17 protein-coding genes are annotated in these 15603 nt (G+C 44.4%); 1 reads left to right on the plus strand and 16 read right to left on the minus strand.

Features of this window, described 5'->3' with window-relative positions; all coding sequences use genetic code 11:
- Positions 1-354: 354 nt before the first annotated feature.
- The 4 genes from ICC18_RS08610 to ICC18_RS08625 form a co-directional block, all read right to left on the minus strand.
- Positions 355-762, minus strand: coding sequence for a hypothetical protein (locus ICC18_RS08610; RefSeq protein ID WP_188174002.1), 408 nt, complete (start codon positions 760-762; stop codon positions 355-357).
- 300 nt (positions 763-1062) lie between these two features.
- A complete protein-coding gene (locus ICC18_RS08615; protein WP_188174003.1) occupies positions 1063-1569 on the minus strand; it encodes a WapI family immunity protein in 507 nt (168 codons plus the stop codon).
- Positions 1570-1811: 242 nt separating this feature from the next.
- On the minus strand, positions 1812-2327 hold the full coding sequence (locus ICC18_RS08620) for a DMP19 family protein (protein WP_188174004.1): 516 nt from the start codon (positions 2325-2327) through the stop codon (positions 1812-1814).
- Between the two features lie 247 nt (positions 2328-2574).
- Positions 2575-3180, minus strand: a complete 606-nt coding sequence (locus tag ICC18_RS08625; protein ID WP_188174005.1) for an HAD family hydrolase — start codon at positions 3178-3180, stop codon at positions 2575-2577.
- A 355-nt stretch (positions 3181-3535) separates the two neighbouring features.
- On the opposite strand from ICC18_RS08625, the gene ICC18_RS08630 reads away from it, so the two are divergent.
- Entirely contained in the window at positions 3536-4267 is a 732-nt protein-coding gene (locus tag ICC18_RS08630; protein ID WP_188174006.1) for a TIR domain-containing protein, read from the plus strand.
- A gap of 254 nt (positions 4268-4521) precedes the next feature.
- On the opposite strand, the gene ICC18_RS08635 is transcribed toward ICC18_RS08630, so the two are convergent.
- The 12 genes from ICC18_RS08635 to ICC18_RS08685 form a co-directional block, all read right to left on the minus strand.
- Entirely contained in the window at positions 4522-4800 is a 279-nt protein-coding gene (locus tag ICC18_RS08635; RefSeq protein WP_188174007.1) for a hypothetical protein, read from the minus strand.
- A gap of 275 nt (positions 4801-5075) precedes the next feature.
- The gene (locus tag ICC18_RS08640) at positions 5076-5522 is read right to left on the minus strand and encodes an oxidoreductase (RefSeq protein ID WP_188174008.1); all 447 of its coding nucleotides are present in this window, start codon (positions 5520-5522) and stop codon (positions 5076-5078) included.
- A 136-nt stretch (positions 5523-5658) separates the two neighbouring features.
- Positions 5659-6798 carry a tyrosine-type recombinase/integrase gene (locus tag ICC18_RS08645; protein WP_223192451.1) on the minus strand — a complete coding sequence of 380 codons (1140 nt, stop codon included), beginning with the start codon at positions 6796-6798 and terminating at the stop codon, positions 5659-5661.
- A gap of 149 nt (positions 6799-6947) precedes the next feature.
- Positions 6948-8516, minus strand: coding sequence for an amino acid permease (locus ICC18_RS08650; RefSeq protein ID WP_188174009.1), 1569 nt, complete (start codon positions 8514-8516; stop codon positions 6948-6950).
- Between the two features lie 229 nt (positions 8517-8745).
- Complete coding sequence (locus ICC18_RS34285) at positions 8746-8874, minus strand: hypothetical protein (protein WP_262495849.1); 129 nt, start codon at positions 8872-8874, stop codon at positions 8746-8748.
- 38 nt (positions 8875-8912) lie between these two features.
- Positions 8913-9842: an ethanolamine ammonia-lyase subunit EutC gene (gene eutC, locus ICC18_RS08655; protein WP_188174010.1), complete on the minus strand. Its 930-nt coding sequence runs from the start codon at positions 9840-9842 to the stop codon at positions 8913-8915.
- A 24-nt stretch (positions 9843-9866) separates the two neighbouring features.
- Positions 9867-11228: an ethanolamine ammonia-lyase subunit EutB gene (locus ICC18_RS08660; RefSeq protein ID WP_188174011.1), complete on the minus strand. Its 1362-nt coding sequence runs from the start codon at positions 11226-11228 to the stop codon at positions 9867-9869.
- Entirely contained in the window at positions 11225-12709 is a 1485-nt protein-coding gene (locus ICC18_RS08665; RefSeq protein ID WP_188174012.1) for an ethanolamine ammonia-lyase reactivating factor EutA, read from the minus strand. The genes ICC18_RS08660 and ICC18_RS08665 overlap by 4 nt, the downstream gene beginning before the upstream one ends.
- Before the next feature lie 5 nt (positions 12710-12714).
- Complete coding sequence (locus ICC18_RS08670; RefSeq protein ID WP_188174013.1) at positions 12715-13314, minus strand: ANTAR domain-containing response regulator; 600 nt, start codon at positions 13312-13314, stop codon at positions 12715-12717.
- Positions 13311-14780: a GAF domain-containing sensor histidine kinase gene (locus ICC18_RS08675; RefSeq protein ID WP_188174014.1), complete on the minus strand. Its 1470-nt coding sequence runs from the start codon at positions 14778-14780 to the stop codon at positions 13311-13313. The genes ICC18_RS08670 and ICC18_RS08675 overlap by 4 nt, the downstream gene beginning before the upstream one ends.
- A 32-nt stretch (positions 14781-14812) precedes the next feature.
- Complete coding sequence (locus ICC18_RS08680; RefSeq protein ID WP_188174015.1) at positions 14813-15256, minus strand: EutP/PduV family microcompartment system protein; 444 nt, start codon at positions 15254-15256, stop codon at positions 14813-14815.
- Positions 15257-15261: 5 nt separating this feature from the next.
- Positions 15262-15603, minus strand: a complete 342-nt coding sequence (locus ICC18_RS08685; RefSeq protein WP_188174721.1) for a BMC domain-containing protein — start codon at positions 15601-15603, stop codon at positions 15262-15264.

A 15603-nucleotide genomic window follows, 5' to 3' on the forward strand; every position in this document is an offset into this window, starting at 1 on the left:
AAAATTTCCAGTACAATACGTGCTTTTTCATCAGGTGTGAACTTCCTTCTCTTGGATGACATACAACTAAGAAACTCCTTTTTTGCTGTCTAGTTTCTATGTAGCATTATAACTAGTCTCCCAACTTCTATAGTATATTGCAGTAATTGCTTATAACGTTGTTGTATTCACGAAGCCTCACCACCTTAATGACCGTTAGGTCCGGCCGCGATGCGGTTAGGTGGTGCAGGGTTGTCACCTGAATCGGCTTCCTCGAAAATCCTCCCTGGCAACCAAGGGGCGTCAGCCCCGCAGCGTGAATACGGTGTTAGCAGAAGTTACCGACCTCTTCGAATCGACAATTAAAGTCTATTGTTATTCTATTCCATAGTATTCCTTATAAAATTTAATTATCTTCGCTCGTGAAAAATCATTGAAGTCACCAGATATCACGCCATTCTCTATGTAAGACAACTCATCAAATGCATCATTAGATAAATCATTACTTAAGTATTTCTTAGTTTCTTCAATTCCAGCTCCACAAAGTAATTGAATGTCAATGTAACAACCGGTATCAAAATTCTTATTTTTCGCTCTCCAGATTAGATATGTATCTTCTACATTACCAAGTGAAAATAATTTAATGCATAATGTTTTTAAGTATTCGTTGTCTTCGCTATTATTGTTCTCTATCTCATCTATTAATAACTTACGTATTACTTCTAAGTATTCTGTTTCTGGTACTAAACCGTATTTTTCTAACAATTCATCGGTTCTGTCCATAAGTAGCTCCTAATTAATGTAATTGTATTATTTGAAGGTTTCTAAATTCTGTTATGTTTTTTTATTATTTTATATGGTTAATTTGATTTATAAGTATATTCGGTAATTTCTGCTAACGTTGTTATGTTCCCGAACCCTCACTGCCTTAAGGTCCAATAGGACCGGCCGCGATGCGGTTAGGCAGTGCAGGGTTGTCTGCTGAATCCGCTTCCTAGAAATCCCTCTGCAGACCAAGGATCGCTTGCGATCCGCCGCGGGAAAACGGTGTTATGTGAAGTTGCTGGCTTCCTGAATATACCATCAAATATGCTCATTCCGAATTAATTTATATTGTTTTTTTAGTCCATTGAGAAATTCTTCTAATACTTTTAAGTGAACAATAAATCTAAAACCTTTATTATAATCGCTTATATCACCATTAGTGAATTCTGCCATAGTAAGCCATATCTCTATATTAATTAAGTCAGTTTCAAGTGTTTCAAAAACTTTGATCTCAAAGTATACCTCACTACAAAAATGTTCAAATGGTTTGAAGCGATCCTCGTTTGGGTTATCAAGTGTATTGGTATTCATTGCATAAATAATTTCTTCCAACCCGTTTATTATTTTTTCAATTTCCCATACATTGAATGTTGGAGAGTATTCATTAATTGGTAAGTAATATGTTTCGTTATATAGATCTAAAGTAAATTTGAAAGGAACCCAATTCATAAAATCAGGTCTATCAACTTGAATATCAACCTTAGCATTATTTAATAGATCAATAGACAGAAAAACGTTTTTTTCTTTGTTCCATATTGTTGGCATTTAACGACCCCTTTTTAATATTGTTTTCCAGCAATTTCACATATCGTTCTATGTATTCACGAACCCTCACTGGCTTAAGGGGCGCTAGCCCCGGGTCCGACGGACTTAGCCAGTGCAGGGTTGTCTGCCTGACCACTCTTCCCCGAAATGCCTCGGGCAGACCAAGGGCCGCTAGGCCCGCAGCGTAAATACGGTGTTAAGCGAAGTTTCCGACTTCTTCGAGTTGCCTGCATAATTAGCAGTTATCTAAATTCCTTTGGTACCGCAACTTTCCCCGAAAAATAGAAATCACTTCGATTACTCCTGATATAATCCATTAAATATATTTCAAGATTATCTTCAAGTTCATATAACTTAGTATCTAAATCTTCGAAATCAGGTTCATATTCTTCTAATTTCCCTTGTCTTTCATCTCTATCTTTCGATGGATTTCCACCAAGTCTGATAGTTGATTCCTTTATTAAATCATAAAATTCAATTAAATTAATTTCTTTAAACCCGTTCATCGCTTCTTGCCAAACGATACCAGTAGAGTTGTCATAGAATTGATAATGTCCCCCGTTATTCACTTCAGATAGATACCATTGAATCGCAAAAATATACTGTTGTGGACTAGAGAAACGAGATAAGTCTTTATTATATTGATCTTCACCTTCATAAATACTAACACTCCACCAAAGTGGTTCTATTATCTTAAACACATCATTGGAATTAATAACAGAATCATCAATAACCAAATCAATTAGTTCATCGTGCATTATAATTTCACTCCTATAGGTATTTGGCTTTGTATTTAAATGTTCTCCGGAAATTTCGCTTAACGTTGTTGTGTTCCCGACGCCTCACCGACTTAAGCCCCGCAGGGGCGGCCGCGACGCGGTTAGTCGGTGCAGGTGTGTCTGCTGAATATACTTCCCCGAAATTCCTCATGCAGACCAAGGCTCCGTAGGAGCCGCAGTGGGAAAACGTTGTTATACAAAGGAAACTCTTCCTCGATATTGCCCACTAATGTTCTTCTTTAATAAGGTTTAATCTGTTTGTTATTTCTGTTACCCATTTACCTTCCTGATCAGCGAACACGGTTTCCCATCCAAGTTCTTCCGCTGGTATCAAATTTTTCTGTTGATCGTCTACATAAATAATCGATGTTGTACGATGTACTATTTTCTCCTGTACTAATTGATAAATTTTAGGATCAGGTTTACAATTACCAACCTCACTGGAAATAGTGATACTCTTAAGATATTTCGATATTGGATTTAATAAGGGGGCCAACCATTCATTACGATGGTTACTGAGTAAATGAATATCTGCTTTATCACTCCATTTTGAAATTTGTTCAATCGCAGGTAATGGAACTAAATGTTTGTTAATTAAAGGACGAGTATATCTCACTTCGAGGATTGGGAAGTGATTGTGGAGCCATGTCCAAAACTCTTCTTCACTTATCACTCCAGTCCATAGATGATCTCGCACTTCATTCTTAAATAATGTTTTTAAGTCGTTATATGAGATGTCTGCAGTTGTAGCGATTTCTTCCCAAAAAGATGGAGATAGATTTGTTATTATGACACCAGCCATATCAAGAATGAGTTGAGGTTTCTTCATCATCTTGAAACGTCCCCCTAGGTAATAGTGGTTTAATTGAATTTAGGTTCTTTCGTATAACGTTGTTGTATTCACGAACCCTCATCATCTTAAAGGAGCGTAGCGACTGGCCGCGATGCGGTTAGGTGATGCAGGGTTGTCTGCTTGAATCCGCTTCCTCGAAATGCCTCGGGCAGACCAAGGCGCGTCAGCCCCGCAGCGGGAACACGGTGTTATGCGCTGTTACTGTCATCTTTGGTTTACTTACAATTGTCTTTATTATTTCTTTATGGACCGAACCAGCAATCAATAATTGTCGATTTATTTATACTATTGTAATATTATAGAAAATACTTGATTTGGTAGGGGGACGGATTTTATGTTTTATCACGCTCTAGTAAAATATAGTAATGACAGCCAAGATCTATGCACATCAAATATTACAAAAGAAACATTAGTAGACAAACTTCTTATACCTTTTGTAAATGGCCACATTGTTTCGGCTGGAAATGAAGGGAAAATAGTTAATTTAAAAAGCGCTTATTCTATAACAATATACAATTCTGATGAAAAACTAGTTTCTGAAGGAGAAGCTAAACTAATTGATAAAATAAAAGCTAATGAATTTCAAAAAAATAATTGTACAAAAGAGATATTAAATGAATATAAGCATAAATTACATATACATTCTAAATCTGATATCCAAAGAAAATTTTCCGAAATCCAAGATAATGTATTTGTTATAATGAAGTTTGGAGATTCAATATTAGATTCTGCATACGATGGTGTTATTGAACCAATTGTTAGAGAATTTAATTTAACTCCTATTCGAGTAGATAAATTACAAGATTCCGGAAAAATTACAGACCAAATAATTGACAATATCTCAAGCAGTAAATATGTAATTGCAGATTTATCGGGTGAAAGACCAAATACATATTATGAAGCCGGTTTCGCCCATGCTTTAGGAAAAGAAGTTATACTTACCATAAAAAAAGGAGAACACATACATTTTGATTTATCCGGACACAGATTCATACAATGGGAGACCGAATCCGACCTGAGATTAAAATTAAAAGAAAGATTTAAAAGCTTAACAAACAATAACTAATATGATTACCCTTTTCAGTTAATTACAGTAATTGCGCATAACGGTTCCGTGTTCACGACGTCCATTCACCTTAAGCTGCACGAGTCGTGCGACTAGCACGATCTCGGCCGGCCGAGATGCGGTTAGGTGAATGTGTCGCCTGATTCCGCTTCTCTGTCAAAAACTTCTGGCGACCGAGGGGCGTATGCCCCGATGCGTGAACACATTGTTATCTGATGCCGGCTCTTCTTTGAGTTACTTCCATTAATGCTCTTCTATTTAGTTCCAATATGTTTCCTATAAAGTTTTTCTGTCCAACCCCAAACCCACAGACCAAAAAGTATCCCTCCAATAGGGAATAATACTATTGATATTATGAGCAATTCGAAAAAATCTTGATTAAATCTTATCGAGTAATTTTCCATAAATGACATTAAGAAAGTAAACAATATTGCTGTTGGTACACCCCATCCAATAACGCCATTGAAAATAATAAAATTCTTCTTGCCTTTAGCTCTTAATTTTTCCCATTTGCTTCTTTGTTTTTCTTTCATCTCAGTTCATACTCCTTTGTAAAAGTATACAGACACAGATTCCTTCGCTGTGTGTATTCGTTGTTTAGCCGGTTTCAGATAACGTTGTGTGTATTCACGAACCCTCACTGGCTTAAGGCAGCGTAAGCTGCCGGGTCCGACGGACTTAGCCAGTGCAGGGTTGTCTGCTGATTTCGCTTCCTTGAAAAGCCTCTGCAGACCAAGGGCCGTTAGGCCCGCCGCGTGAATACGATGTTAGGTGAAGTCCCTGCCTTCTTCGAACAACTGATCATAATTTATTGAATTCCTGCAGTTCCATATGTATTGTTTATCGCACTTTTGTAATCTTCCCACTTAAAATAAAAAGGTCCTATATTAATAGATTTATTATCAGGCTCTAGTTTAAAATCCCTCCATATTACTAGATCTTCTTCTCTCTCTATAAATACTGAAATAAAACCACAATCTTCATCTCCACACCAAGGACAAACTAGTATTGGATATCTGTAGAATAAATATGTGTGCATTTGATTCAATAAAAAATAATCAATCATTTGTTTTTGATGCTCCTCACTACCCCAACCGAGGGACGGAACCATATCATACTTTTTAAGCATTTGATAAAGTGATCTATCGTCAATTATCAAATCAGCAAATTTAGTATTTTTATTTCCTTCTTGTTCAGGATCATTGTCATCATAGCGACTAGAAGGTCTTGTTTGTAAGTAATTTAGATGTTTCATTTTGTTCCTCCAGGTATCTTGCAGGGATTTCACCTAAAGTTTAATCTGCGAATTCGCATTAAAGCTTTTCACGGTTCTTTAGACGAAGTTCGTTTATCTGGTGATAATCGTGTCATAGACGAAGTTGTTTATCTAGCTAGTATGGTTTATGTGGTAGCCCCTCTTCTGTAATCTGATCTAGAGGACTTTTGATACGACTGACATCCTTAATGCTAACATGCGTATAAATCTCGGTTGTTTTGGGGCTTGCGTGTCCAAGCAGTTCTTGGATGTAGCGAAGGTCGGTTCCAGCTTCCAATAGATGAGTCGCAAATGAATGACGCAGAGTGTGAACAGTGGCTGGTTTTGTAATACCGGTGGTTCGTTTAGCCCTTTCAAACACGTATTGAACGCTGCGTTCAGTTATTGGCTTTGACTGTCCTTCTTCGCCAGGAAAAAGGTAATCAACAATTTGTTCTTGCGCTTGGTACTGAGTAAGCAGTTCGTAAGCTACACGTGAAAGAACAGTGTATCTGTCTTTCTTTCCCTTACCTTGTCGAATGTGAATAACTTTGCGGTATGGATCAATATCCTTCTTTCTCAATTTCACGACTTCACCTACTCGGAGACCAGCTGAATATATAAGTGTAAGAATCACTTGATGTTTCAAGTTCGTAACCGTTTGTAAAATTAGCATGACTTCATGCTGAGAAAGAACGGAAGGAAGCTTTTTTTGAATCTTAGGTCGAATCCAATTATTCGGGAAATCTCGTCTTCCCTCGACTTCACAGATCCAAAAACGAAGTGCACTTATGGCTTGGCTGATATAGGAATGAGAGTGTTGTTGCTCCAGCAAATGCATTACGTAGCTATGAATATGTTGTGAAGTGATGGATTCAAATGGAACCACTAATTGTAACAAAAGTCGTTCGGCATGACCCAAGTATGCTTTTGTTGTCTTTTCACTATAACCCTTTCGTTTTAGCATCTCCTTCAGACGGGTCAAAGCATCTAGTTCAAATCTGCTTTTCAACCTATGTAAGATGGGGAATTCGTTATACAAAATTGTGTTCGCAATTTGAATAGCAACATTTTGGAATAGAGTACAAAAAATTGCAACCGATTGTATGTCTCGAGGTATCATCCACCTTTTCTGATTGTAGTCCCATTTTCTCCTGGGTACTTTTCGTATTAATTCGACCCACGCTGGAACTTTGGGCATTTCAATTAGAAGTTCATCATGTTCTCCTAAATAGACTGTAATGGTTAAGCTATTGAAATTCGCTTTTAACTTCATGATTCCCTCCATTTTCCATGAAAACAAAAAGGAGACAACCTACTTGATACAGTTGTCTCCGATGCTTTCGGCAAATATTTATTTGTTTACTCGTATACATTATACGACAGATTATACGATAATCCTTCAAAAAAACCACTTTTCAGCCACTATAACTTCACCTTCTGCGAAGAATCCCCACCTGCAGCTGATGCACGCTCCAACTCCTTTTCCCTGCGCAATATTTCATCCATCGATGTATTCAAAGCAGCCTGAGGACCGGGGAAATGCTTTTTGTAGTAGGTTAAATCCATAATGATCAAAAGAATCAGCATGCCGCCCAAGGCGTAGCCCGCCATTTGATTCGGCGGAATGACCATGATGATGCAAATGAAGACAATCCATATCAGTGACACAACGGAGATAAAATCGCTGTATTTGCCAAGGTTCCATGGGCCGAGATGTTTATCCTGGAATTTCCCTTGCGATTTGGCGATCAACTTGAGCAGGATGGGAATTCCATATGCGACGTATAGCCCTACTACGCTCACGGCAGTTAGGAAGGCGATTGTCGTATAGGTCGCATCCGGATTGAATGTTTTGATGATGTAATCGATGAAGGCGAGCAGGAATGATAGGATGATAGCCAGCCAGATGGCTTTGGCGGGTGTGCGGAATTTTTTGGAGATCTGTGCCCATTGGCTGCTGAATGGCATCCCTTTGTCACGCGAGAAGGCATACATCATCCGTGAAAAGGAAGTGATCGAAGCGAGGCCGCAGAACCACATGGCAGCTGTGACGAGCCAGAGGATAACGGAACCGAACGTACCACCGAGCGCCTGGCTGATGACGTAGATAAAGGCGTTGCCCGAGCCGGTCGCTGCGGAGGCATCTTTGATCGATAGAGTGACAAAAGCAAGCATGATGAAGCCGATGACGAAGGAATAAGCGACGGAAGTAAAAATACCCCAAGGTGCACGAACGCGCGGGTTGATCGTTTCTTCGATGGTATGTGCGGAAGCGTCGTATCCCGTGAACGTCCATTGCGCCTGCAGAAGTCCGATGAGGAAAGCGAGCATATAAGGTTTATCGGAGAACGTCTCCCCCACCTTGAACAAATAATCGACGCTGTTTAAGCCCCCTTTTGTAAAAAAGGCAAGGGAAACAACCAACACAGCAACGATAGCGATATGGTACCACGCTGAAAAGTCGTTGAGCTTGGCGACGATACGGATGCCGATATGGTTTAAAATTCCGTGGGTAAGCAAGATGACTGTAAAAGCGATCAGCACGGTCGTATTGCTGGACTCGTAACCGAAAACGCTGGCGAGCAGCGGGTCGGCAAACAGGGCGACTGAATAATCGATGCCGGCGACGATCCCGATTTGCCCGATCAGGTTGATCCACGCTGTGTACCAGCCCCACCGCTTATTCTTCAGAATGGCGGCCCAGTGATAAAGCGCACCGGCCGTAGGGATTGCCGAAGCGAGCTCAGCCATCGCAGCTGCGATGAACATGACGAACAGTGCGACAATCGGCCAGCCAAAGCCCATCATACCGGCGCCACCGTAGGTTAACCCATGACCGTAAAGAGAAACTGCTCCGGTGAGGATCGAAATGATCGAGAACGAGATGGCGAAGTTGGAGAAGCCTCCCATGCTTCGCAGCAGCTCTTGCGCGTAACCAAACTTGTTCAAATCCTGCTTATCTTTATCGTGGTGGTTAGCATGTGTGCTCATGTTAAACCTCCTAAAAGTTTTTCGTAAGAAAAACTAACTTCGTAAGCATTCTCTGAGTTTTGCTTTAGCAAAACTTGCATCGTAAGCATAATCTGAGTTTTTCGTAAGAAAAACTAACTTCGTAAGCATTCTCTGAGTTTTGCTTTAGCAAAACTTGCATCGTAAGCATAATCTGAGTTTTTCGTTAGAAAAACTAACTTCGTAAGCATTCGCTGAATCGACCGCCGGGTTACTTGCCGAGAAAGCTTTCATGCTTGCTTTCGTCGAAATTCTGTACGTTTCTTCCCGCAATTCGTACAATCCACCATGCAAACGAACAAGTTACTACAACCAATATGATACCGATCACCAGGCTCATCCTACCACCTCCTTCATTTAATCTCGCGAATCAGACGTTCATATGTCCAAATTGACGCCGCTCGCTTTTTGTTCCAGCATCTTTTGGAGTAGGGTACCGATGTGCGCACCAGCCTCGACGGGTGGCGTCCCCCGCAGGTGAATATTGGAAATCACGGTTCTCTCGCTTTCCACCGTGCCTTTGCGGGGGCGATAGCACATGTATGCACTCATGGATTGGGAGGATACCAGTCCCGGCCTTTCCCCAATAAGCAGCACGAATACGTCTGGCTGCAGGATCTCGCCAATATGATCCATCACCGCAACTCGGCCTCCGCGCACAAAAAACGGTGTGCCTACGGATAGTCCATGAGCACGGAGCGAGTCCATTAATGACGGATAAACATCACGCAGATTGGTATCGATCGCGTTGGCGCTTAATCCGTCAGAGATGACGATCTGTACCTGGGGGTTCATTTTGCAGTTTTTACGTATCTTCTCAATGCCCTCTGCCGCCACAATTCGGCCCATATCCGGACGTTTTAAATAATTCTCCGTGTTTTCATATCGCGTTTCCACGGTAAATAAACTGAAATCATCCAAAAGCGTCTGGCTTACATTTCCGTAGATGGAATCGACGGCGGCAGCATGATCGCAGCGGAATTTCAGCATCTCCTTGGTCAGTGGTCTTGTTCCTGTACGCCATACGCCGATTCGAGCCGGGGTGCTCGCGAGCAGTTCTTGCATCCCCTCTTCCCATTTGGGATTTGGAACATTCAGCGCACCATCGTCAATGACTCCAGTAAGATCAGATTCTTCGGCTACCGTCACGCCATTGACCTCTATCGGAACATCCAGCGTATTTTCTAACATGCCGTTGCCTATCGCGGGACTATCGGCAGCGCCTGCAGCATCGGCTGTTAAGAGCCTCTTCTCCAGCTCCGCCATCACGCTATCGACAAGCCGATCCAATGGAATGGTCCGGTCCATACAGGTATCTCTCCCTTCGCCAATTTACATGAATAATGTCGGATCCCCGGCAAGCGGCGTCAATCTGCCGTTCTCCATGAGGCCCATTTTCACCAACCAGTTTTCGAAGTCCGGAGCAGGCCTTAGTCCCATCATCTCACGTAGTGTAGCGATGTCGTGGTAGCTGGTGGACTGATAATTCAGCATGCAATCGTCGGCCATCGGCACGCCAATGATGTAGTTGACGCCTGCGGCTGCGAGCATCACGGCCAAGTTGTCCATATCATTCTGATCTGCTTTCATATGATTGGTGTAACAAACATCGACTCCCATCGGCAGCTGCTGCAATTTGCCCATAAAATGATCCTCCAAACCTGCGCGAATCACTTGTCTGCTGTCGTATAAATACTCAGGTCCAATGAAGCCTACGACCGTATTCACAATAAACGGCTTATATTTCTTTGCAAGTCCATAGCATCGTGATTCGAGCGTGACTTGATCGATCCCATGGTGGGCTTCAGCCGACAATTCGGACCCCTGCCCGGTTTCAAAATACCACAAGTTCGGTCCCGTACCTGTACCATCTCGCCGAATCAGATCGTCCGCTTCATCAAGCAAAGTCGCGTCAATGCCGAATGCTTTATTGCCGACTTCCGTCCCTGCCAAGCTTTGAAAGACCATATCCGCAGGAGCACCTTGGCGTATTGCTTTCATCTGTGTTTTAATATGGGCTAGAACACAATTTTGAGTTGGAATACTCCATTTCTCCATCACTTCCTTGGTGGCTTTCAAAATTTGCTTGACACTATCCGCCGAGTCTATGACGGGATTAATACCAAGTACGGCATCCCCAATCCCATAGCTTAATGCCTCAAATAAAGAAGCTTTCATCCCCTGAATGCTATCGGTCGGGTGATTCGGCTGAGCACGGCCGGCGAGAACGCCTTTTTGCCCAATTGTAATATTGCAATGGGAAATCACCTCAATCTTCGATGCCGCCTGAACCAGATCGAGATTGCTCATCAATTTGGCTGCGCCGGCAACCATCTCGCTGTTTAATCCACGGCTGATCCGGCGGATTTCGCGGTTTCCCGTATCCTGCCGGAGCAAGTATTCCCGCAGCTCGGCGACGGTCCAATTGCCGACTTCGGCGTAGATTTTTTCATTGACCGCCTCCTCAATGATCCTGGACACTTCATCCGTTTCCGGAGGGAGGAGCGGGTGATTACGGATATCCGCAAGCGTGAGATCTGCCAGTACCAGCTTGGCAGCCATCCGCTCTTTGGCATCTTCAGCAGCGATTCCGGCCAATTGGTCGCCCGATTTTTCTTCGTTCGCTTTGGCCATCACTTCTTTCAAATCACGAAATTGAAACGTTTTTCCAAGTAAAACGGTTTTCAGATTCAACGATGCTTTCCTCCTTCACTTTTGTTGTGAAAGGCCAGTGTTTTGACGACGACGGGAATCATTACACCCGAGATCGGCTTCCCCAGGTCGATGTAATCGCCATACTCCACCTTGATTTGGTCGATACTTATGACTTTCGGGCGCCCAACGCAGCGCTTTTCCAGCGACTGACCCAGCGCTTTGGCAATATCGTTCTCGCAAATCACTACCAGGATCAGGCTTCCCGGAAAATAGCGGGTGAAGCTTTCGGAAAGTATGTCGGCTATGGACTGAAGCGACGCATAGGTAACGTTCGCAACACCGGATAACGCCAAAGCAAACGGCGGAGACGCGTCATGTTCATACAGGCTTGCACCGGTTTGCATGATCGATGTCATCGCATCGGAAAGCTTGATAGGATCTTCAACGATAGCTTGTGTCAACTGCAGCTTCAACACAGGCAAGTTGCGGATCGGAAGCAGTGATGCGTCCAAATGGACGGTTGCACCGCTGATTTCCGTACTCTGCATCCCCGCACCAATCACCGTCGCCCTTCCGGTCTGATCCGGCTGCACTAACTTGATAGGATACCTCGAAAAGGCTTCCTTTATCATGCTGGCAAGCAATGGGCCAATATCGCCATGGATAGAAGTTGCCGCCAAATTAGCAGGCCCTGCCTCTTCCATCAGTTGGCCTATCCCTCCGGAAACCATCCATTCTTCTATCGGCGGAACCGATGTTAGCGGATCACCGACGATAAGTTCTTGAAGTGCTCCCAGCCTGCAGCCAGCATCACCTCCCGCTAAATAATCGAGCATGTCCCGACTCATCCGGGTACATATTTCCCGCAGCAGCTCGTAGCTGACTACTTGCCCAACATGGAGCCGGTAGCCGCTAGCCTGAAGCCACGGACGGATTGAAGGTGAAACAGCCGCAATCGCTCCACCTCCGTCAAGCTGAATCAACCTGCCTCCGACATGGAACGTAATAGTCCCAACCGGCTTCCCCCGCCTAAAAAATGCAGCGTTCGCCGTTCCTCCGCCAATATCGATATTGGCGACCGCTCCTCGGGTTTGCATCGAGCGCTGCTCCGCACCGGCACCCCTACCGGCGAGTAAGCCTTCCAAGTCTGCGCCCGCTGTCGCAACGACGAAATCCCCGGACTGCTCGGCAAGCAGATGCAGGATTTGGCTCGCATTTTTCTTGTTCGCGGTCTCTCCGGTAATAATCACGGCTCCCGATTTCAATTCCGAAGGGCGGACACCTGCACGTCCGTACTCAAGCTTAAGCATTTCTCCAATCCGTTCCGCGTCTACTTCGTCCCCGCTTTTCAATGGCGTGCTGTAAATCGGGCTTGCATAGAGAAGCTCCCGTTCTACAATTTCAAATCGAGGAAGACTGATGGCGCTGGATGTGCGCGATAGCTTCAGCCGGCTTACGATCATTTTGGTTGTGCTCGTACCTATATCGATCCCTGCACTGGTGATCCAATGATCTTCCATGACTTTCACCTGTTCTGAAGGATTCCTACATGTTTATCCAGTCCGTCTTCCAAAATGCCGGCAGCAAGCTTAGACAGCGGTATACCGGTCGACATGCTCGCGCTCCTCATCTTCCGGTAAGTTTCCTCCTCGTCCAGACCATAAGCTTTCATGACGATTCCCTTTGCTTTCTCCACGATTTTGCGCTCATCCAATGTTTGTTTGAGCTGATTCATATCTTTTTTTAGTGCATCCATCTTTTCCTTTTGACTAAGCGCGATGGCAACGGCCGGAATTAAATCAGCATCAGATACCGGTTTAACCAGATAGGCCGATACGCCGGCACTGCGGGCATCCTCAACCAGTTCCCTCTGACTGTAAGCGGTAAGCAGCAGAACGGAGGTATCCTGCATTCGCCGGATGATCTGAGTAGCTTTGATCCCGTTCATCACGGGCATCTTCACATCCATGATGACGAGATCGGGCTTCAGCTTGGCCACCAGCTCGATCGCTTCCTGACCGTTTTTGGCCTCTCCACCTACCCAATAGCCTTCTTCCTCCAGCATTTCCCGGATGTCCATTCGAATGATCGGGTCATCATCCACAACGACGATGGCATTTTTCACAGCGCTTCATCCTCCTCCGGCTTCGTTAGGCATAGCTGGAATGTGATCTGCACTTGAGTCCCCCGGGCATCTGAATCTACGCGCATAATCCCGTTCAGATTTTCCTGTACAAGGGTCTCCGTTATTTTCAGACCGAGGTGGTTCTTTCTGTCTGAACTGGTCGTACCTTCATATCCGTCAGGCCTTTGAATACCGCATCCGTTATCGGAAACCTTCAACCTGGCCATTTGTCCGCTTACCTGAACTGCGATTTCAATGTCACCTTGAGCTCTTTCCTTAAAAGCATGCGTCGCGCAATTTTGCACGAGTTCATTAATTGCAAGAGCAAGTGTCGTCGCTATATCTGATGGCAAAATAAGCTCATCACCACGAATCTCGACCCGAATCGTCTGATCCGGTTTGGCCGAAGAGGAAATGATGTTTTTGGCGATCCGATCCACAACATCGTTGAAGGGGACCGTGTCCAACCCATCGAAAGCGAGCATTTCATGAATGATTGCAATGCTGTTAATGCGATGAATGCTGTCTTGATATACCTTCTTCACTTCTTCTTGCTTCGTTCTGCGCATCTGCAGGCGGAGCAGGCCGGATACGTTTTGAAGGTTATTTTTGACGCGATGATGAATTTCTTTGATAACGGCCGATTTCATGCTCAGCTGCTTCTCTTTTTCTTTCAAGTCTGAAATGTCACGAATCAGCATAAATCCACCGACAGCTTGGTGGTCCCGATACATAGAAACTGCTTTCAACTCGAAAGCAATATTTCCCATTTGAAACTCATCACGAAAAACACCGGTTTGGCCAAGCCCGCTCGCCAGTTTTAATCGGCCATAAAATAATTGGTCAAAACTGCGGCCTTCCAGCACGCCCACATGACCAATTTCCCTGAGCATTTCCCGAGATCGCGGGTTCGTATAGGTTACGCAGTCTTTCTCGTCAAACAATAGGATCCCTTCGTGCATCAGGGACTGCATTCCTCCTTCCGACATGGCGACACTCAGCAGCGTCTTGCTCAACTGTTCCGTTGTTTCGATAAGACGTTCCACATTCTTTTCCTGTTCTATCTTTTCTGAAATATCCTGTTCCATAATAAGCGCGCCAATCACTTTGCCGCTTGTCGACCAAATCGGCACCACATTTTGCTGCATGGCTCTTTGTTCCTGTGAAATCCCTCTGGAGCCGTTAACCGGCTTACCTGACAGCAGGCAGAACATGACAGCGGGTTCGTTTTGAGCATAGGCATATTGCCCGACAACCGATGTTTTGTAGAGGGACGGGGCCGTGGACGGTTGCGCCTGAGCGACAACGATTGCCGAACTGTTATCTGTGAGCGGACAGTCGATGAACACATCCGATTGAGAAGCATCCGCGAACAATTGTAGATGGCGAGACAAATCCTCAATGATACCCGCTTCCTCCGGCGTCAAAAACGTATGTTCTATGCAGAGTTGAATGACAGACGTCATAGAAATTCCCTCACAGACATGAATTTTTGCTGCTACACATTGAAAACGAAGGTTTGCAGTTTCTGCTTCAATACTTCTATGCCTTGATTACTGGCTGCGGAAGTCATATAAATATCCCCATCCGGCAAAGATTGCCGGAGCAGCAACACGGCCCGCTCCACATCCGCTTTCGGATGATCGATTTTCGTGACCGCTCCGATCGCGGGTACGGGAAATCCATTGGAAAATCCAGGCGGAAAGTAATTCCTCGTGCGGGTGGCATCATGAACGAGCAGAATAGCCGATGCTTCGAAGGACGTCGCCATGAGTGAACGATAATAGAGCGGATTCTCGCTATATTCACCTGGCGTATCGATCAACCAATCGCGATATTCGAGGCTTTGCGTTTTCGTGGCCGGCTGCCGTTCGCCGAACAGTGCCTTGACTAAGGTCGATTTGCCGGCGCCGACGGCTCCGATGATCATTACTTTTTTCATGAATGTCACGACCTTGTCAATGATGCGGTAGTAAACTTTAACTTCTCATGTAAAAAGATGTTGACCGCTTCGATCGCCATTTCAACGGCTGCCACTTCCCCGACGATCACGAGCGATCCGGTAAACCGGTCCAGGTAACCGATGCCCACAGGTGCGGCTTTCGTCGCGATATCTGCGGCGATAATAGCCGTTTCCGTTGGCGTAAGCGTCAAAATCCCTAGCGCATTCGCTGCATCAATTCCGAGCTTGGCGTATAAAATTGGATCGGGATTGGCTATGACATGGGCAAGTGTCAGCTGTTTCCCCGGCACATATTCCTGGATTACGCGTTGCTTCTGCTCTTCCAT

This window comes from Paenibacillus sedimenti, assembly GCF_014534655.1.
GTDB lineage: Bacteria > Bacillota > Bacilli > Paenibacillales > NBRC-103111 > Paenibacillus_E > Paenibacillus_E sedimenti.

Excerpts from the sequence above, each read along its gene's own strand:
- ICC18_RS08610 (WP_188174002.1), bottom strand. The coding sequence starts at position 762 with ATGGACAGAACCGATGAATTGTTAGAAAAATACGGTTTAGTACCAGAA.
- ICC18_RS08615 (WP_188174003.1), bottom strand. The coding sequence starts at position 1,569 with ATGCCAACAATATGGAACAAAGAAAAAAACGTTTTTCTGTCTATTGAT.
- ICC18_RS08620 (WP_188174004.1), bottom strand. The coding sequence starts at position 2,327 with ATGCACGATGAACTAATTGATTTGGTTATTGATGATTCTGTTATTAAT.
- ICC18_RS08625 (WP_188174005.1), bottom strand. The coding sequence starts at position 3,180 with ATGATGAAGAAACCTCAACTCATTCTTGATATGGCTGGTGTCATAATA.
- ICC18_RS08630 (WP_188174006.1), top strand. The coding sequence starts at position 3,536 with ATGTTTTATCACGCTCTAGTAAAATATAGTAATGACAGCCAAGATCTA.
- ICC18_RS08635 (WP_188174007.1), bottom strand. The coding sequence starts at position 4,800 with ATGAAAGAAAAACAAAGAAGCAAATGGGAAAAATTAAGAGCTAAAGGC.
- ICC18_RS08640 (WP_188174008.1), bottom strand. The coding sequence starts at position 5,522 with ATGAAACATCTAAATTACTTACAAACAAGACCTTCTAGTCGCTATGAT.
- ICC18_RS08645 (WP_223192451.1), bottom strand. The coding sequence starts at position 6,798 with ATGAAGTTAAAAGCGAATTTCAATAGCTTAACCATTACAGTCTATTTA.
- ICC18_RS08650 (WP_188174009.1), bottom strand. The coding sequence starts at position 8,516 with ATGAGCACACATGCTAACCACCACGATAAAGATAAGCAGGATTTGAAC.
- ICC18_RS34285 (WP_262495849.1), bottom strand. The coding sequence starts at position 8,874 with ATGAGCCTGGTGATCGGTATCATATTGGTTGTAGTAACTTGTTCGTTT.
- eutC (WP_188174010.1), bottom strand. The coding sequence starts at position 9,842 with ATGGACCGGACCATTCCATTGGATCGGCTTGTCGATAGCGTGATGGCG.
- ICC18_RS08665 (WP_188174012.1), bottom strand. The coding sequence starts at position 12,709 with ATGGAAGATCATTGGATCACCAGTGCAGGGATCGATATAGGTACGAGC.
- ICC18_RS08675 (WP_188174014.1), bottom strand. The coding sequence starts at position 14,780 with ATGACGTCTGTCATTCAACTCTGCATAGAACATACGTTTTTGACGCCG.
- ICC18_RS08680 (WP_188174015.1), bottom strand. The coding sequence starts at position 15,256 with ATGAAAAAAGTAATGATCATCGGAGCCGTCGGCGCCGGCAAATCGACC.
- ICC18_RS08685 (WP_188174721.1), bottom strand. The coding sequence starts at position 15,603 with ATGGAAGAGCAGAAGCAACGCGTAATCCAGGAATATGTGCCGGGGAAA.